An 18,368-nucleotide genomic window follows, 5' to 3' on the forward strand; every position below is an offset into this window, starting at 1 on the left:
TGGCAACGTATCGCTTGCTTTAAAACAATTAATAGTTGCTTGATCAAACGTCTGCAAGATGGACAATCATCCTTCCTGCAGGCGCCTTCACAAGATACCTGCGCATACTTTCAAAGATCCGGGGAAGCGGCCTCAGCGCCGTTCCCGTATGCTGCGAAGTTTCCTTCGTAGCGAGCCGCCCATTATGCCAGACTTTTTCAGTCCGTCAACACCTTCGTTCGATCATCTCGTTCGGCGGTGGTGGGCGCCCTGTTGTCGCTGAAGCCCCTTGGTGGCGACCCCTGCGACGGGGGAGGAGAAGTATGTCCCCATCTGGATCATTTGTGAAGGGGGTGTGGCGATTTTTTTCAACGGATGTTGCATCCATTCATCCATCACGCCCGCGGACGCATGCCGCGAAGAGCAGAAGCAAAGGAAGGGCCGGCTGGCGCCGGCCCTTCCTTCCTGTCAGGCAGTGACCAGGCGCACGCGGGCGAAGGTGCGCTTGCCGACCTGCAGCAGGCCTTCAAAGCCCGGCAGCAGCACCTGCTGGCCGTCTTCCACCACGTCACCATCCACCTTGACCGCGCGCTCCTTGAGCTTGCGGTTGGCTTCGGAGTTACTCGGGGTCAGCCCGGCCGCCGTCAGCAGCGCGGCGATACGCAGGCCCTCGGCCGGGATCACCACGTCCTGCAGCGGCAGCTGAGTGATGTCGCCCTGCCCGGTCACCGCCGCTTCCCAGCCGGCAATGGCCTGCTCGGCGGCCGCAGCGTCGTGGAAGCGGGTCGCCAGTTCACGCGCCAGGCGCAGCTTGACCACGCGCGGATTCAGCCCGCCGGAGGCCACCTGCTCGCGCAGCTGCACGGCTTCGGCCTGGCTGATATCAAACGACAGCAGCTCGATCCAGCGCCACATCAGGGTGTCGTCCACCTTCATGGTCTTGGTGACGATGTCGATGGCCGGTTCGCTGATACCGATGTAGTTGCCCAGCGACTTGGACATCTTGTTGACGCCGTCCAGGCCTTCCAGCAGCGGCATGGTCAGCACCACCTGCGGCTTCTGGCCATGGTGCTCCTGCAGGCCGCGGCCCATCAGCAGGTTGAACTTCTGGTCGGTACCGCCAAGCTCGACGTCGGCTTCCAGGGCCACCGAGTCGTAGCCCTGCACCAGCGGGTACAGGAACTCGTGGATGGCGATGGACTGCTGGGCGGCGTAGCGCTTGGCGAAGTCGTCGCGCTCGAGCATGCGCGCCACGGTGTGCTGGCCGGCCAGGCGGATCATGTCGGCCGCGCCCATCTTGCCGAACCACTCCGAATTGAAGCGGACTTCGGTACGGCTGCGGTCGAGCACCTTGAACACCTGCTCCTCATAGGTGCGGGCGTTGGCCAGCACGTCCTCGCGGCTGAGCGGCTTGCGGGTCAGGCTCTTGCCCGACGGGTCGCCGATCATGCCGGTGAAGTCGCCGATCAGGAAGATGACCTGGTGGCCGAGGTCCTGGAACTGGCGCATCTTGTTCAGCAGCACCGTATGGCCCAGGTGCAGGTCGGGCGCGGTGGGGTCGAAGCCAGCCTTGATCCGCAGCGGACGGCCTTCCTGCAGGCGCGCACGCAGATCCTCGAGCTTGAGGATCTCGTCGGCACCACGGCCGATCAGGGCAAGGGCTTCTTCAATCGAGGACACGTGACTACTCCCGGCAACGCCGATTCTTGTGTGGGGTGTTAAAGCAAAGTTAACCCGATTGGCTTCACAAAAGCCAATGGGCACAAGGGTTTGACGCGGTTTTCTCAGGTGTCTATGGTAACCGGCGTTTAGGCCCGCGCTCCCGGGCCGTCAGGAAAAATCGCCGATGCACAATTCCGAACAAGGGCGCGCACGCAAGCAGCGCTTCCAGGAACGCCTTCACGTCCTGCACGACAACGCCCTGCATCGGAAGCTCAGGCAACACCTTCCCGCCGCATTCAATGAGCGCTGGACCCGGCGCCATTGGATGCATGCCAGCCTGTTTGCGACCATCGGCGCCCTGGTGGCGACGATCGTCCCCGGCTTCTCGCACACCATCGACGCGCCGTTCGCCGACAGCCACACCAGCCTGGCACTGCCGTTGCCGCCGCTGAGCATGGCCCGCCAGCAGCAGGTGCCGGGCGACAGCTGGCAGGTGCTGCGGGTGCAGCGCGGCCAGACCCTGAGCGACCTGTTCGACCAGGCCGGCATTCCGGCCAGCACCCTGCACCGGGTGCTGGACCATCCCGGCGCCCGCGAATCTCTGACCAAGCTGCGCCCCGGTACCGAAATCGCCTTCGACATGCCGCTCTCGGGCGACCTGCGCAGCATCCGCTTCGACCGTGATGGCGACAACCGGGTCGAGTTGAGCCTGGTCGGCGATGACATCAAGGAGAAGGTGACCAAGCGCGAGACCTCCACGCGTACGGTGGTCACCAGCGGCGAGATCACCAGCTCGCTGTATGCCGCGGCCCGCCGGGCCGGGCTGTCGCCGTCGGCGATCGCGACGATGACCGACGACATCTTCAAGTACGACATCGACTTCTCGAAGGACCTGCAGCCGGGCGACCGCTTCAGCGTGGTAATGGATGAAACCTGGCGCGAAGGCGAGAAGGTGGACACCAGCAAGATCCTGGCGGCGACCTTCACCACCGGTGGCAAGACCTATTCCGGCTTCCGCTTCGACCGCAACGGCAAGTCCGAGTACTACGACATCAACGGGCGTTCGCTGAAGAAGAGCTTCATCCGCATGCCGATCCCGTTCGCGCGGCTGAGCTCGACCTTCGGCGCGCGCAAGCACCCGGTGCTGGGCAAGATGCGCATGCACAAGGGCGTGGACTACGCCGCGCGCACCGGCACCCCGATCATGGCCGCCGGCGATGCCCGCGTGCAGTTCGCCGGCGTGCAGCGCGGCTACGGCAACGTGGTGATCCTCGACCACGGCCGCGGCCACACCACCCTGTACGGGCACATGTCGCGCTTTGCGAACATCAAGACCGGCCAGCGCGTGGCCCAGGGCACGGTGATCGGCTATGTCGGCTCGACCGGCCTGGCCACCGGCCCACACCTGCACTACGAATTCCGCGTCAACGGTGAGCACCGCAACCCGCTGACGGTGACCATGCCGCCGCCGGAACCGTTGAAGGGCGCCGAGCTGGTGGCCTTCCGTGCGCAGACCGCGCCAGCGATGGCACGCATCCAGGGCATGGAGAAGCTGATCTACGCCGACGCCAGCCCGGCCCCGACCAGCCGCGACGAGGCCGCACCCGAGGTGGCCAGCGCCAAGGACAAGAGCAGCGCCGGCCGCAAGCGCGGCTGAGCCCCTGCGTTGACGAAGAAGGACGCGGCAGCCCAAGCTTGCCGCGTCCTTTTTTTATGCCTGCCATGAACACCACTGCCGACGCTGACGCCCCCCTGTACCTTGGCCTGATGTCGGGCACCAGCGCCGATGGCATCGACGCTGCCCTGGTGCAGTTCCCCACCACTGGCGGCTGCCGCTTCGTGCACGGGCTGACCACCCGCTGGGAGCCGGTGCTGCGCGCACGGCTGGTGGCACTGGGCGAAGGCGGTCCACTGGACTCGCTGGAGGAACTGGGCGAGCTGGATGCGCGGATCGCGATCAGCTTCGCCGACGCCGCCAACCAGCTGCTGGCCGAGGCGGGCGTGGACCCGGCGCAGGTACGGGCGATCGGCTCGCATGGGCAGACCGTGCGCCATCGGCCGCTGGCCGACCCTGCGTTCACCGTGCAGCTGGGCGACGGCAACCGCATCGCCGAACTGACCGGGATCACCACGGTGTGCGACTTCCGCCGCCGCGACGTAGCGGCCGGGGGCCATGGCGCACCGCTGATGCCGGCCTTCCACCTGGGCATGCTCGGCACCGCCGATGAAGACCGCGCGGTGCTGAACCTGGGCGGCATCGCCAACCTGACCCTGATCCCGCGCGAAGGCGCGGTGCGTGGCTTCGATACCGGCCCGGCCAACGCGCTGATGGACGCCTGGTGTCAGCGCCACACCGGCCGCACCTTCGATGCCGACGGCGCGTATGCCGCCAGTGGCGCAGTGGACGACAGCCTTCTGGCCGGGTGGCGTTCGGACCCGTGGTTCGCACTACCGCCACCGAAGAGCACCGGCCGCGAACAGTTCCACCTGGCCTGGGCCGAGGCGCACATGGGCGAAGGCGAATACGCCGCCGCCGACGTGCAGGCGACCCTGCTGGAGCTGACCGTGGCGACGGTGGCCGACGCACTGCTGGCGCAGCAGCCGCAGACCCGGCGCCTGCTGGTCTGTGGCGGTGGCGTGCGCAACCGGCAGCTGATGAAGCGGCTGGCGGCACGGCTGCCGGAGGTGCAGGTGGAGTCCAGTGCGATGCACGGGCTGGACCCGGAGTACGTGGAGGCGATGGGGTTTGCGTGGCTGGCGCAGCGGACGATGGACGGGCTGGCCGGCAACCTGCCGAGCGTGACCGGGGCGCAGGGCCCGCGGATCCTGGGCGCGATCCACCTGGCGTGAGCAGAAGCAGTCGAGCATGGCTCGACGCTACAAAGGCGCTAATCAAACCCCTGCCCTGCGGGCAGGGCCTGCAGGGCGGCGATGGCATCGGACAGGGCGTCCACTTCGGGATCGCCGAAGCCGGAGCGGACCTCCAGTTCACTGCTGAACAGCCCCTGCTCCAGCAAGGCCGCGCAGGTCTGTTCGTGGGTCCAGCCGCGGGCAACCGCGACTCGACGGATACGGTCCAGCAGCAGCGGGTCCAGGTCCCGCAGCACAACGTCGGCCATGCTCACTTCCCCGTTCGCAAGGCACCGCCCCCTCGGCGCGTCGGGGCGATGATCCCGCAGACCGGACGTACAGGCAATCAGGCGACCGGCGGGGGCCCGAGATCCACGATCCGCGGCCACAACCAGGCCAGCAGCAGCAGGGTCGGCACCACGGTGACCGAGCTGAGGATGAAGAACGTGCTGTAGGAGGTGGCTTCAACGATATAGCCGGAAACACCACCGACAAACTTGCCGGGCAGGTTGGCCAGCGAGACCAGCAGCGCGTACTGGGTGGCGGTGAAGTTGCGGTCGGTCAGCGACGACATGAAGGCCACCAGCACGGTGCCGGCAAAGCCCTGGAACAGGTTGTCGGCGCTGAGCGCGGCATAGAACGCCCACAGCTTGCCCGGGTTGTGCGCCATCAGCAGGAACGCAAGGTTGGACAGCGCCACGCCCAGCGCGGCCACCAGCAGCATGCGGCGGAAACCGAACGCGGCCACCGCGATGCCGCCCAGGAAGGCGCCACCGATGCCCATCCACACACCGAACAGCTTGGAGACGGTCGCGATGTCGGCCTTGTCGAACCCGGAGTCGAGGTAGAACGGCCCGGCCATCACGCCGATGACCTGGTCCGGGAACTTGAACAGCCCGACGAAGGCCAGCAGCACCAGCGCCAGCGCCACGCCGTTGCGGCTGAAGAAGCTGGTGATGGGCTGGACGAACGCCTCGGCGACATCGATGCGGCGCTGCACGGTCGTGGCCGGACGTTCCGGTTCGGCGCACAGCAGCGTGGTGACGATCGGCAGCAGCATCAGCGCCGCCATGGCCAGATAGGCCACGATCCAGCCTTCGAACTGGGCCAGGTACAGCGCGCCGGCACCGGCCAGGATCAGGCCGATCCGGTAACCCAGCGTATAGGTGGCCGCCAGCGCGGCCTGCGCCGCCTGCGGTGCGATCTCGATGCGGTAGGCGTCGACGGCCGAGTCCTGGGTGGCGCCGGCGAACGAGGCCACCAGCACCCAGGCCACCAGCGGCCAGACGCCCTGCTCGGGGCGCACGAAGGCCAGCGCGACCAGGCCGACCAGGACCAGCGCCTGCGACACCAGCAGCCACGAGCGGCGGCGGCCGAGCCCACCGAGCAGCGGGAAGGCATAGCGATCCAGCAGGGGCGCCCACAGGAACTTCAGCAGGTAGAAGAAGCTGGCCAGGCTGATCAGGCCGATGCTGCCCAGGTCCAGGCCGACGTCGCGCAGGCGCGTGGACAGGGTCTGCGAGGCGATCAGCAGGAACGGCAGGCCGCTGCCGAAGCCGAGCATGGCCATGGTCAGCGCCGACGGAGTGCCGAAGGCGCGCTTGATGCCTGCCCAGCCCTTGTAGCTGACCGGCGTGGCGCCCTCGGTCACAGGTCGTAGTCCACGATGAACGGCGCGTGGTCGGAGAAGCGCTCGTCGCGATAGATCGAGCAGCTGCGCAGGCGGTCACGCAGGCCCGGGGTGATGAACTGGTAGTCGATGCGCCAGCCGACATTGTTGGCGCGGGCGGCGCCGCGGTTGCTCCACCATGTGTAGTCCTCGCCGGTGGGGTTGAGCAGGCGGTAGGCATCGGCCCAGCCGCGGCCGGCGGCGACATCGGTGGCCTGGCCGTGGTCGGCGCACAGGGCGTTGAGCCAGTCGCGCTCTTCCGGCAGGCAGCCGGAGTTCTTCTGGTTGGACTTCCAGTTCTTGATGTCCAGCGCCGAACGGACGATGTTCCAGTCGCCGCACAGCACGTAGTCGCGGCCGCTGCGCGCCCATTCCTCGAGGATCGGCCGCAGCCATTCCATCACTTCGAACTTGAAACCCTGGCGCAGGTCGCCCGAGCTGCCGGACGGGATATAGAAGGAGACCACGCTGAGGTTGCCGTAGCGCGCCTCGATGTAGCGGCCTTCGTCGTCGAACGGGGCCCAGCCCAGCGAGGTGATGACCTGGTCCGGCTCGCGCTTGCTGTAGATCGCTACGCCGCTGTAGCCCTTCTTGGTGATGGCGTCGCGGTAGAAGCAGTGGTGGCCGTCCGGGCGGAACATCGGGTCGGTCAGCTGGTCTTCCTGGGCCTTGGTCTCCTGGATGCACAGGACGTCGGCGTCCTGGGCGCGGAACCAATCGAGGAAGCCCTTGGTTGCGGCGGAACGGATGCCATTGGCGTTGAAACTGATGATGCGCATGCGGGGGACCTGCGGCGGGAAACCGGGCAAGCATACCGGTTGCCCGCAGGGCTGCGCAGTCCGCCAGAGGGGGGCGCAACGGCCCTCACCCAGGGCCGGACGAGCGCGAAACGCCCAGCTGGATTAGGATTTGTGCTCCAAATGAAGATGAATCGAGTTTTGATGAGCGACCACCGCCACCGTTTCCTGCAGCTGGCCCTGACCGCCGACGCCCTGCGCTTCGGCCAGTTCACCCTCAAGTCCGGCCGGCTGAGCCCCTATTTCTTCAACGCCGGTCGTTTCGACTCCGGTTCGCTGCTGTCGCAGCTCGGCGCCTGCTACGCCGATGCCATCGACGCCACCGGGATCAAGTACGACGTGGTGTTCGGCCCGGCCTACAAGGGCATTCCGCTGGCCACCGCGATGGCCTGCGAGCTGGCCCAGCGCGGCCGCGACCTGCCGCTGTCGTTCAACCGCAAGGAAGCCAAGGACCATGGTGAAGGCGGCCAGCTGATCGGCGCCGACATGAATGGCAAGCGCGTGCTGATCGTCGACGACGTGATCACCGCCGGTACCGCGATCCGCGAAGCACTGGGCATCATCCGCGCCGCCGGTGGCACGCCGGCCGGCATCGTGGTGGCGCTGGACCGCCAGGAGATCGCTTCGGAATCCGACCGCCGCTCCGCCGCGCAGTCGGTGGCCGAAGAAGCCGGCATTCCGGTGATCGCCGTGGCGTCGCTGGCCGACCTGCTTGATTTCGCCTCCGGCAACCCGGAACTTGTGGGTTACCGGCAGCCGCTGGAAGCCTACCGGGCCCAGTACGGCGTCCGTTCGACCCGCTGACCGACCCAGGGGAAAGGTCATGTCCCGAGTTCCTGCTGTGCTCTTTGCTGGCCTGCTGCTGGCCGTGCCGTTCTCCGTTCCGGCGCAACCGCGGGGCGGTGGCAAGGTGGAGAAGAAGCTGTACTGCTGGAACGAGGGCAAGGAGCGGATCTGCAGCGATTCGCTGCCGGCCGACGCGGTCAACCATGCCCGCGACGAGTTCAACGCAAAGAGTGGCCTGCGCAATGCGCAGGTCCAGCGCGCGTTGACCGACGAGGAGCGCGCCGCCGCCAGCACGGAAGCGGCGCAGCGGCAGCTGGACCTGATGGCCGCGCAGACCCGCCAGCGCACCGAGCAGGCGATGCTGACCACCTATGGCAGCGAGGACGACCTGCGCCGGGTGTTCGCCGAACGCCAGGAAGTGCTGGACAACAACCTCAAGACGGCCGAGTACAACGTCACCAGCCTGCGTGAATCGCTGGTGGCGCTGCTGGCGGCTGCCGGCGATCGCGAACTGGCCGGCGGCAAGGTGGCCGGCAAGCAGGCCGAAGCGATCCGCCAGCGGCACGTGCAGCTGCAGGCGCAGCAGCGGCTGCAGGCCGGGTTCGTGCAACAGCAGCAGGCCCTGAAGGCCGAGATCGACAGCAGCCTGCAGCGCTATCGCGAGCTGAAGGGGCTGGCGCCGACGGCACCACCGGCCGGCTGACGAGGCTCCCACTACCGGGCGTGGCCCGGCGCTACCCGGGGCCTGGTTACGGGTTGGCCCACCGAATTTATGCACTCTTTACGCGTCGGCCCGGTCCGGCGCGTAGTGCGTTTATGGGGGGCAGGACGACGATGGCGGCCTGAGGTGGAGGGGTTCCACCAGGACGCTATTGCAATGTCCCCCTGGCTGTCGTTGTTGTGTGGCGTGCTGGTGCTGGTCGCCGCCGCCTATCTTCTCTATGTCGTGCTTCGGCCCGAGTCGTTCTGACGGAGCCGGCCATGACTGAGATGCTTGTCATTATTGCTGCCAGCCTGCTGCTGGCGTGGCCGCTGGGCCTGTACCTGGCGCGCGTGATGCGCGGTGCGCCGATGAAGGTCGACGTGCTGTTCCACTGGATCGAAAAGCCGCTGTACAAGGTATTCGGCGTCGATCCGTCGCGTTCGATGTCCTGGCGCGGCTATGCGCTGGCCTTCGTGCTGAGCAACGTGGTGGTCGCGGTGCTGACCCAGGCGGTGTTCATGACCCAGGCCTGGCTGCCGCTGAACCCGGACCAGATCCCGAACATGCGCTGGGACACCGCGCTGCACACGATGATCTCGTTCCTGACCAACACCAACCAGCAGCACTACTCGGGCCAGGCGCAGCTGTCCTATCTCTCGCAGATGACCGGCATCACCGGCCTGCAGGTGGTGACGCCGATGATGGGGCTGGCGTTGGCCGTGGCGACGCTGCGCGCGTTGTTCTCGCGTGCGCCGCAGGCTGCGGCGGCCACCGGTACCGGCGATGACCGCCAGGTGGCGGTGGGCAACTACTATGTGGACGTGGTGCGCCTGTGCGTGCGCTTCCTGCTGCCGCTGTGCCTGGTCTGGACCCTGCTGCTGACCAGCCAGGGCGTACCGTCGACCATGGCCGGCGGCCCGCAGGCCACGCCGATCGATGCCAGCGCCGGCATGGCCGGGCAGAAACTGCCGCTGGGCCCGGTCGCGGCAATGGTCGCGGCCAAGCAGCTGGGCGCCAACGGTGGCGGCTGGTATGGCCCGAACAGCAGCTTCCCGCTGGAAAACCCGACCCCGCTGTCGAACGCGCTGGAGGTTGTCGGCATCCTGCTGATACCGATGGCGGTGATCTTCATGATCGGTGCCTTCACCGGCCGCCGCCGCTTCGGCGCCCTGGTGTTCAGCTGCATGCTGGGCATGTCGCTGCTGTCGACCGGCGCGATGATGTGGAGCGAGGGCCATAGCGCCAGCGCGGCCACCCCGCTGCTGATGGAAGGCAAGGAGGTGCGCTTCGGCGCCGATGGCACCGCGCTGTGGGCGGCGGTGACCACCCAGGTCTCCAACGGCTCGGTCAACGGCATGCACGATTCGCTGGCACCGCTGAGTGGCGGCATCGCGATGGTCAACATGCTGGTCAGTGCAATCTGGGGCGGTATCGGTTGCGGCCTGCAGCAGTTCATCGTGTACCTGCTGCTGGGCGTGTTCCTGGCCGGGTTGATGACCGGGCGTACGCCGGAACTGTTCGGCCGCAAGCTGGAGACACCGCAGGTGCGCCTGCTGGCCCTGATGGTGCTGCTGCAGCCGATCACCCTGCTGGTGTTCACCGCGATCACCCTGGCCGTGCCCGGCCTGGCCGGCACCTCCAACCCCGGCTTCCATGGCATCAGCCAGGTCTTCTACGAGTATGTCTCGGCCTATGCCAACAACGGTTCGGGCTTCGAAGGCCTGGGTGACGCCACGCTGTGGTGGAACCTGAGCTGCTCGCTGGTACTGCTGCTGGGCCGCTTCCCGCTGCTGATCATTCCGCTGGTGGTGGCCGCACAGCTGGCTGCCAAGCGCCAGGCGCCGGAATCTGCCGGCAGCCTGCAGATCGAAACCCCGACCTTCGCCCTGACCCTGGTCTCGGTGATCGTCATCCTGACCGTGCTGCAGTTCATGCCGGCGCTGGTACTCGGCCCGATCGCCGACCACCTGAGCCTGGGACTGCACTGAGGACACCCCCATGAGTAGTCATGCAAGTTCAACCCGTAGTACCCATGCGCCGCGCCCTGCCCTGCTTGATGGCGCCGGCCTGCGCCGTGCGCTGGTCGAAGCGGTGCGCAAGCTGTCGCCGATGCATCTGGTGCGCAGCCCGGTGATGGCGGTGGTGATGGCCGGCACGATCGTGGCCGCCATCGTCACCCTGACCGGCAATGCGCCGCTGGGCTTCGGCCTGGCGGTGACCGCGATCCTGCTGGTGACCGTGCTGTTCGGCAATTTCGCCGAAGCCGTGGCCGAGGCACGTGGCCGCGGCCAGGCCGCCTCGCTGCGCCGGGCCCGCCAGGACCTGGTGGCGCGTCGGCTGGTGGCGCCGCAGCCGGGCGCCGCAGAAGCCCAGGTGCCGGCCGCCGAGCTGCGCCCGGGCGACCATGTGATCGTCAGTGCCGGTGAACTGGTGCCGGCCGATGGCGAGATCGTGCAGGGCCTGGCCACCATCAACGAAGCGGCGGTGACCGGCGAATCGGCACCGGTGCTGCGCGAGGCCGGCACCGACCGTTCCGGCGTGATCGGCGGCACCAAGGTGCTGTCCGACCAGATTATCGTGCGGGTGACCGCCGAACCGGGCCACAGCTTCCTGGACCGGATGATCGCGCTGGTGGAAGGCGCCAACCGGCAGAAGACCCCGAACGAGGTCGCGCTGACCCTGCTGCTGGCGGCGATGACGCTCACCTTCCTGGTAGTGGTGGCGACGCTGCCGGCGATCGGTGCTGCGGTCGGCGTCAAGGTCGATCCGCTGCTGCTGATCGCGCTGCTGGTGTGCCTGATCCCGACCACCATCGGCGGCCTGCTGCCGGCCATTGGTATTGCCGGCATGAACCGTGCGCTGGCCGCCAACGTGCTGGCCAAGTCGGGCAAGGCGGTGGAAGTGGCCGGCGACGTCGACGTGCTGCTGCTGGACAAGACCGGCACCATCACCTACGGCGACCGCCAGGCAAGCCATTTCCATCCGCTCGCCGGCATCGACGCCAGCCAGCTGCGTGAAGCGGCACTGCTGTCCTCGCTGGCCGACCCGACGCCGGAAGGCAAGTCGATCGTGCGCCTGGCCCGCGAGCAGGGCTGCGCCACCGCCGAGCCGGACCATGCCGACTATCTGGCCTTCAGTGCCCAGACCCGCATGTCCGGCGTGGACCTGGAACATGGGCGGCAGATCCGCAAGGGTGCACTGGATGCGATCCGCAACCACGTGCAGGCGCTGGGCGGCACGGTGCCGGCCGAGCTGGCCGGCCGCGTCGAGCAGGTGGCACGCAACGGTGCCACCCCGCTGGTGGTGGCCGAGGGCCGCCACGTACTGGGCGTGATCGAGCTGTCGGACGTGGTCAAGCACGGCATGCGCGAGAAGTTCGCGCAGCTGCGCGCGATGGGCATCCGCACGGTGATGATCACCGGCGACAACCCGCTGACCGCCGCCGCCATTGCTGCCGAGGCCGGCGTGGATGACTACATCGCCGAGGCACGCCCGGAAGACAAGCTGGCGCGCATCCGCCAGGAGCAGGCCGGCGGCCGCCTGGTGGCGATGGTGGGCGATGGCACCAATGACGCGCCCGCGCTGGCGCAGGCCGACATCGGCCTGGCGATGAACTCCGGCACGCAGGCGGCGAAGGAGGCCGGCAACATGGTCGACCTCGATTCTGACCCGGCCAAGCTGCTGGCGGTGGTGGAAGTGGGCAAGCAGCAGTTGATCACCCGCGGCGCGCTGACCACCTTCTCGCTGGCCAACGACGTCTCCAAGTACTTCGCGATCCTGCCGGCGCTGTTTGCCGCTGCGGTGCCGACCATGGCCGCCTTGAACGTGATGCAGCTGTCGAGCCCGCGCAACGCGGTGCTGGCCGCGCTGATCTTCAACGCGCTGGTGATTCCCGCACTGATCCCGCTCGCCCTGCGCGGCGTGCGCTTCCGCCCGGCCACGGCCACCGCGCTGCTGCGCCGGAACATGCTGGTGTACGGCCTCGGCGGCGTGCTGCTGCCGTTCGCGGCGATCAAGCTGATCGACCTCCTTCTTGTCCTGGTATTCGGCGCATGAACCGTTCTGCTTCCACTTCGTCTTCCCTGTCCCGCGAAGCCAAGGCCGAGGCCCGCGTGGCCGGCCTGCAGGATGGCGCCAGCTGGCGCCCGGCCATCGGCCTGGGCCTGGCCACGCTGTTGCTGGCCGGCGCGGTCTACGCTGGCATCGCCACCGGTTTCGCCGGCCTGGCCTACCCGACCCAGGCCGAAGGCAGCCTGCTGCGTGATGGCAGCGGCCAGGTACGCGGCTCGGCGTGGCTGTCGCAGCCGTTCACCGGCGATGGCTATTTCCAGGCCCGGCCGTCGGCCGCCAACTACGATCCGATGGCCGCAGCGGGCTCCAACATGGCGCGCAGCAACCCGGCGCTGGCCGAACGCGTAGCCGCCAGCACCGCGGCGGTGGCCGCACGCGAAGGCGTGGCCCCGGCGCAGGTGCCGGCGGACCTGGTCACCCAGTCCGCAGGCGGCCTGGATCCGCAGCTGTCGCCGGAGGCGGCGCAGCTGCAGGTGGCGCGCGTGGCACGTGCCCGTGGCCTGCCGGTGGAACGTGTGCAGGCGCTGGTGCAGGCGCATACCGAAGGTCGCCAGTGGGGCCTGTTCGGCCAGCCACGGGTGAACGTGGTGACGCTGAACTTCGCGCTGGACCACGCCGCCAAGGCGCCGTGATGCCGGCCTGCACCCGCTGCGCGCACAATGGCGGCCATGACAGCGGCACCCATGACTGATGCACGTACCCGCCAGGCCGATGCCCTGGTCGAAGGCCTGCAACGCGAAGCCGGCGGCAAGCTGACGGTATTCCTCGGCGCGGCACCGGGCGTGGGCAAGACCTACACCATGCTGACCCGCGCGCAGGAACAGCTGCGCCGCGGCGTCGACCTGGTGGTGGGCCTGGTGGAAACCCATGGCCGCGCCGATACCCAGGCGTTGCTGGAAGGCCTGCCGCAGCTGCCGCTGAAGGAAGTGGCCTACCACGGCCACACCCTGCAGGAGATGGACCTGGATGCCGTGCTGGCCCGGCATCCCGCACTGGTGCTGGTGGACGAACTGGCCCATCGCAACGCGCCGGGCAGCCGCCATGAGCGGCGCTGGCAGGATGTGATGGAACTGCTGGACGCCGGCATCGACGTCTGGACCACGGTCAACATCCAGCACCTGGAAAGCCTCAACGACGTGGTGATGCGCATCACCGGCGTGCGTGTGAGCGAGACCGTGCCGGACGGCGTGCTCGACCGCCTGCATGACATCGTGCTGGTCGACCTGCCGCCGCGCGAACTGATCGCGCGCCTGCAGCAGGGCAAGGTCTATGTGCCCGAGCAGGCCACGCAGGCGCTGCAGGCGTTCTTCTCGCCGGCCAACCTGACCGCCCTGCGCGAACTGGCAATGCAGGAAGCCGCCGACCGCGTCGACAGCAGCCTGCGCGAGACCCGCGCCGCACGCGGTGAAGGCAACCTGCCACTGCGCCGCGGCGTGCTGGTGGCCATCGATGGCGGCGGCCAGAGCGAGTACCTGGTGCGGGTGGCACGGCGCATCGCCGAACGCCGCGATGCGCCATGGACGGTGGTGACCGTGCAGGGCCGGCGCCAGGATGATGCGACCCGCCGCGAGATCGATGCGGCCTTCGCACTGGCGCGGCGCCTGGGCGGTGATGCTGAACTGCTGCATGGATCGAGCATCGCCGATGCCCTGCTCGACCATGCCGCACACAATGGCGTGTCGACCCTGGTGCTGGGCCGCACCCGCGAGCGACCGCTGGCACGGATGTTCAACCGCACCCTGACCCAACAGTTGATCCAGCGCGGCGCGCACTACGAGATCACCATCATCAGCACGCCGCAGGCACGTGCACGCTCGCGCCGCGAGGGGCTGATGGCACCGGTGCGTGGCTTCAGCCACGAGCCGGTGCAGGCACTGATCGCCACGGCGCTGGCCTGCGTGGTGGCCTGGCTGGCCGAGCGTTGGGTGGGCATGGCCGACCTGTCGATGGTGTTCATCGTCGCGGTGGTGCTGGTGGCCGCACGCACGCGTGCCAGCGTGGCGGTGATGGCGGCGATCCTGTGCTTCCTCGCCTACAACTTCCTGTTCATCGCGCCGCGCTTCACCTTTGCCATCGGTGCACGGCAGGGTGTGATCACCGTCTTCCTGTTCCTGGCCGCCGCCCTGGTGGCCGGACGCCTGGCCTCGCGGCTGCGCATGCAGGTGATCGCGCTGCGCGCGGCCAACCGCCACGCGCGCGCGCGCCAGCAGCTGGGCCGGCAGCTGGCCAGCGCCGCCGGCAACGGCGAGGTGGCACAGGCCGGCCGGCATGCGCTGGAACAGGCCATGGATGTGCCGGCGTGGCTGCGGATCGGCACCGATACTGCGGCCGGGGGCCGCAGCCAGCCCGGCGACACCGATCTGGCCGCCGCTGACTGGGCGCTGCGCCACGGCCAGCCCAGCGGACGCTTCACCGACACCCTCGCAGGGGCGCAATGGTGGTTCCTGCCGCTGCTGGATGGCGAAGACCATGCGATCGGCGTGGCCGGCCTGTACCTGCCCGGCGCGCAGGCACGCCTGCTGCCAGAGCAGCGGCAGCTGGCCGAAGCGATGGTCGACGACATCGCCCAGGCCGCGCTGCGCACGCGATTGGTGGCAGAGCTGGAGCAGGCCCATGTGAGCAACGAGACCGAGCGGCTGCGCTCGGCGCTGCTCTCATCGGTATCGCATGACCTGCGTTCGCCACTGGCGGCGATGATCGGTTCGGCCGACAGCCTGGCCAGCTATGGCGCGGCGATGGATACGGCTGATCGCCGTGCCCTGCTCGATACCATCCTGGTCGAAGGCGAACGCCTGGACCGCTACATCCAGAACCTGCTGGACATGACCCGGCTTGGCCACGAAGGGCTGAAGATCAACCGCGACTGGATCGGCGTGGACGAACTGATCGGCTCCGCCGCGCGGCGCCTGCAGCGCTACCAGCCCAAGGTGCGGCTGGAGCTGGACATTCCGTCCACGCTGGCGCCGATCTGGGTGCACCCGGCGCTGGTGGAACAGGCCGTGTTCAACGTGATGGAGAACGCCGCCAAGTTCTCGCCGCCGGATGCCGCCGTGCAGGTGCAGGCGCGCGAGCTGGATGGCCAGCTGCGCATCGACGTGATCGATGCCGGCCCCGGCATTCCCGACGACGAGCGCGCGCGCATCTTCGACATGTTCTACAGCGTGGAGCGCGGTGACCGGGGCCGCCACGGTACCGGCCTGGGCCTGACCATCTGCCAGGGCATGATCGGCGCGCATGGCGGCAGCGTCCAGGCGCTGCCCGGACGCGACGGTCGCGGTACCCTGATCCGCATCACCCTGCCCCTGCTCAAGCCAGCCTCCCACGATGAGCCCGACCCTGATTGATGCCAGCGTGCCGGCCGCGCGCGTGCTGGTGATCGACGATGAAACCCAGATCCGCCGGTTCCTGGACATCAGCCTGCGCGCGCAGGGCTACCAGGTGCGGCAGGCGGCCACCGGCCAGGAAGGCCTGCAGCTGGCCGCCAGCGAGGACATGGACCTGGTGATCCTGGATATCGGCCTGCCGGACATGGAAGGCCACGAGGTGCTTGAACAGCTGCGGCAGTGGAGCCAGGTGCCGGTGATCATGCTGACCGTGCGCGCCGGCGAGGCCGAGAAGGTGCGGGCGCTGGATACCGGCGCCAATGACTATGTCACCAAGCCGTTCGGCACGCAGGAACTGATGGCGCGGGTACGGGCGCTGCTACGCACCCGCAGCGTGCCCAGTGATGGCACGCCACCGGTGTTCGATGACGGCCACCTGCACGTGGATCTGGTGCGCCGTGAAGTGGCGCTGGATGGCGAGCCGGTGGCGCTGACCCGCAAGGAATATGCACTGCTCTCGCTGCTGCTGCGCAATGCCGGGCGGGTGGTGACCCAGCCGCAGATCCTGCAGGAGATCTGGGGCCCGACCCATCAGCACGACACCCACTACCTGCGCATCCTGGTCGGCAAGCTGCGGCACAAGCTGGGCGATTCGGCACTGGATTCGCGCTACCTGTTCACCGAACCGGGCGTGGGCCTGCGGTTCAAGGGCTGAGGCATGCCGACCAACGGTCGGCACCCACCAAAGCGAATTCGGAAGAGCATCCACGCATGGCGTGTGTCGACCAAGGTCGACACCTACCGACAGCCATCGGAATCTGTCAGAGGTGGGGCGGTGTCGGCGTGCGGGGTGTCAGCCGCATGGATGCGGCTGCCAAGCCTACATGGACGTACTTGCGGCGTCCCCGCACTCCGACACCGCCCCACCATCCCACGGAATGCCAGCTTCTGCCGTTGTCGCTGAGGTTGCCGGCCAGCGGCCGGCACTACCGCGGGTGCCGGGCGCAGCCCGGCCTCGGCTCAGAACCCCAGCGGGGTGTCGCCCAGCACCGGTTGCAGCTGACTGCGGAACAACGCCTGGATGCGTTCCAGCGCGGCCTCGTCGTTGCCCTCGAAACGCAGCACCAGCACCGGCGTGGTGTTGGAGGCACGCACCAAGCCCCAGCCATCGGGGAAGTCCACGCGCAGGCCGTCGATGGTCGACAGTCGGCCGCCCACATAGGGGTTGTCCGGCGATTGTGCCGCTGCCACCAGCATCGCTACCAGCGCGTGCGGCGTGCCCTCGGCCGCCGGCACCTTCAGTTCCGGCGTAGCCACCATCTCCGGCAGCTCGCCCAGTACCTCGTCCGGCGTTTCCTCGCGCTGCGCCAGGATCTCCAGCAGGCGCGCGGCGGCGTACAGACCATCGTCGAACCCGAACCAGCGCTCCTTGAAGAAGAAGTGGCCGCTCATCTCGCCGGCCAGTTCGGCATCGGTCTCGCGCATCTTCGCCTTCATCAGCGAATGACCGGTCTTCCACATCAGCGGGCTGCCGCCGTTGCGCAGCACATGGTCGGACAGCTTACCGGTGCACTTCACGTCGTAGATGACCATCGCGCCCGGGTTGCGCATCAGCACGTCGGCGGCGAACAGCATCAGCAGGCGATCGGCATAGATGATCCTGCCTTCGCCGGTGACCACGCCCAGCCGGTCGCCATCGCCATCGAACGCCACGCCAAGATCGGCGCCGAAGCGCTTGACCGTCTGCACCAGGTCTTCCAGGTTGGCCGGTTCGCTGGGGTCGGGATGATGGTTGGGGAAGCTGCCGTCGACATCGCAGTACAGCGGAATCACTTCGGCGCCGATCGCTTCCAGCAGCTGCGGTGCGAGCGCGCCGGCGACGCCGTTGCCGGCGTCGGCCACCACCTTCAACGGGCGGTCCAGCTGCACGTCATCGGCGATGCGCTGGATGTAGTCGGCGCTGACATCGCGCTGCTGGTAATCGCCAGGTTCGGCGGCCTGCACCAGGCGGCCCTCGATGATGCGCTGGTAGAGATCGGTGATGGCATCGCCGGACAGCGTCTCGCCGCCGATGACCACCTTGAACCCGTTGTACTCGGGCGGGTTGTGGCTGCCGGTGACCGCCACGCAGGTGCCGGTACGCAGATGGAAGGCGGCGTAGTACACCAGCGGGGTCGGTGCCAGGCCGATGTCGATCACCGCGCAGCCGGCACGGCGCAGGCCTTCGGCCAGGCCGGCGGCCAGCTCCGGCCCGGACAGGCGGCCGTCGCGACCGATCACCACCTCGCGCAGACCCTGCTCCAGTGCCGCGGTGCCGATGGCCTGGCCGATCAGCGCCGCGGTCTTCGGCGTCAGCTCGCTGCCGACCACGCCACGGATGTCGTAGGCGCGGAAGATGCCGGCCGCCAGTTCCTCGGCCGGTACCGGTGGCGGGGGTGGGGGCGTGCCTTCCTCGCTGGCGGCGGCGGTGGCCACCGGCGGCGGTGCCATCTGCAGGCTCTCGCTCAGCGTCGGACCATGATCGGCGT

General features: G+C 68.2%; 15 protein-coding genes. 10 read left to right on the top strand and 5 right to left on the bottom strand.

Annotated features, from left to right (window positions below; all coding sequences use genetic code 11):
• Nucleotides 1-447 precede the first annotated feature (447 nt).
• Complete coding sequence (tyrS, locus tag QRO93_RS17110; protein ID WP_053448572.1) at nucleotides 448-1,659, bottom strand: tyrosine--tRNA ligase; 1,212 nt, start codon at nucleotides 1,657-1,659, stop codon at nucleotides 448-450.
• Between the two features lie 166 nt (nucleotides 1,660-1,825).
• Between tyrS and QRO93_RS17115 the strand changes: the two genes are divergently transcribed.
• Both QRO93_RS17115 and QRO93_RS17120 read left to right on the top strand, forming a co-directional pair.
• Nucleotides 1,826-3,298 (top strand): peptidoglycan DD-metalloendopeptidase family protein, encoded by a 1,473-nt coding sequence (locus tag QRO93_RS17115; protein ID WP_180880069.1) that lies wholly within the window; start codon nucleotides 1,826-1,828, stop codon nucleotides 3,296-3,298.
• Between the two features lie 65 nt (nucleotides 3,299-3,363).
• Entirely contained in the window at nucleotides 3,364-4,491 is a 1,128-nt protein-coding gene (locus QRO93_RS17120) for an anhydro-N-acetylmuramic acid kinase (RefSeq protein WP_164086520.1), read from the top strand.
• 38 nt (nucleotides 4,492-4,529) lie between these two features.
• Here QRO93_RS17120 and QRO93_RS17125 read toward each other — a convergent pair whose 3' ends face one another.
• The 3 genes from QRO93_RS17125 to QRO93_RS17135 form a co-directional block, all read right to left on the bottom strand.
• A complete protein-coding gene (locus QRO93_RS17125; RefSeq protein WP_049457368.1) occupies nucleotides 4,530-4,760 on the bottom strand; it encodes a hypothetical protein in 231 nt (76 codons plus the stop codon).
• Between the two features lie 77 nt (nucleotides 4,761-4,837).
• A complete protein-coding gene (locus QRO93_RS17130) occupies nucleotides 4,838-6,142 on the bottom strand; it encodes an AmpG family muropeptide MFS transporter (RefSeq protein WP_180880071.1) in 1,305 nt (434 codons plus the stop codon).
• Nucleotides 6,139-6,939, bottom strand: a complete 801-nt coding sequence (locus tag QRO93_RS17135) for an exodeoxyribonuclease III (RefSeq protein ID WP_014035707.1) — start codon at nucleotides 6,937-6,939, stop codon at nucleotides 6,139-6,141. The genes QRO93_RS17130 and QRO93_RS17135 overlap by 4 nt, the downstream gene beginning before the upstream one ends.
• A 162-nt stretch (nucleotides 6,940-7,101) precedes the next feature.
• On the opposite strand from QRO93_RS17135, the gene pyrE reads away from it, so the two are divergent.
• The 8 genes from pyrE to QRO93_RS17175 all read left to right on the top strand — a co-directional run bounded on the left by pyrE (nucleotide 7,102) and on the right by QRO93_RS17175 (nucleotide 16,555).
• Nucleotides 7,102-7,761, top strand: a complete 660-nt coding sequence (gene pyrE, locus QRO93_RS17140; RefSeq protein WP_053448569.1) for an orotate phosphoribosyltransferase — start codon at nucleotides 7,102-7,104, stop codon at nucleotides 7,759-7,761.
• Nucleotides 7,762-7,780: 19 nt separating this feature from the next.
• Nucleotides 7,781-8,446: a hypothetical protein gene (locus QRO93_RS17145; protein ID WP_180880073.1), complete on the top strand. Its 666-nt coding sequence runs from the start codon at nucleotides 7,781-7,783 to the stop codon at nucleotides 8,444-8,446.
• A gap of 174 nt (nucleotides 8,447-8,620) precedes the next feature.
• Nucleotides 8,621-8,713: a potassium-transporting ATPase subunit F gene (locus QRO93_RS17150; RefSeq protein ID WP_005407770.1), complete on the top strand. Its 93-nt coding sequence runs from the start codon at nucleotides 8,621-8,623 to the stop codon at nucleotides 8,711-8,713.
• 11 nt (nucleotides 8,714-8,724) lie between these two features.
• A complete protein-coding gene (gene kdpA, locus QRO93_RS17155) occupies nucleotides 8,725-10,434 on the top strand; it encodes a potassium-transporting ATPase subunit KdpA (RefSeq protein WP_180880074.1) in 1,710 nt (569 codons plus the stop codon).
• Between the two features lie 10 nt (nucleotides 10,435-10,444).
• Nucleotides 10,445-12,502, top strand: coding sequence for a potassium-transporting ATPase subunit KdpB (kdpB, locus tag QRO93_RS17160; RefSeq protein ID WP_180880077.1), 2,058 nt, complete (start codon nucleotides 10,445-10,447; stop codon nucleotides 12,500-12,502).
• Nucleotides 12,499-13,149 carry a potassium-transporting ATPase subunit KdpC gene (gene kdpC, locus QRO93_RS17165; protein ID WP_053448565.1) on the top strand — a complete coding sequence of 217 codons (651 nt, stop codon included), beginning with the start codon at nucleotides 12,499-12,501 and terminating at the stop codon, nucleotides 13,147-13,149. Before kdpB ends, kdpC begins: the two co-directional genes overlap by 4 nt.
• A gap of 51 nt (nucleotides 13,150-13,200) precedes the next feature.
• Nucleotides 13,201-15,861, top strand: coding sequence for a sensor histidine kinase KdpD (locus QRO93_RS17170; protein WP_164242767.1), 2,661 nt, complete (start codon nucleotides 13,201-13,203; stop codon nucleotides 15,859-15,861).
• Nucleotides 15,842-16,555, top strand: coding sequence for a response regulator transcription factor (locus QRO93_RS17175; protein ID WP_180880079.1), 714 nt, complete (start codon nucleotides 15,842-15,844; stop codon nucleotides 16,553-16,555). The genes QRO93_RS17170 and QRO93_RS17175 overlap by 20 nt, the downstream gene beginning before the upstream one ends.
• A 305-nt stretch (nucleotides 16,556-16,860) precedes the next feature.
• Here QRO93_RS17175 and QRO93_RS17180 read toward each other — a convergent pair.
• Nucleotides 16,861-18,368, bottom strand: a 1,508-nt coding sequence (locus tag QRO93_RS17180; RefSeq protein WP_285304293.1) for a phosphomannomutase/phosphoglucomutase, incomplete at its 5' end; no start/stop codon positions are given.

Origin of the sequence: Stenotrophomonas maltophilia group sp. Smal17, from assembly GCF_030237045.1 — a bacterium.
Taxonomy (GTDB): Bacteria; Pseudomonadota; Gammaproteobacteria; order Xanthomonadales; family Xanthomonadaceae; genus Stenotrophomonas; species Stenotrophomonas forensis.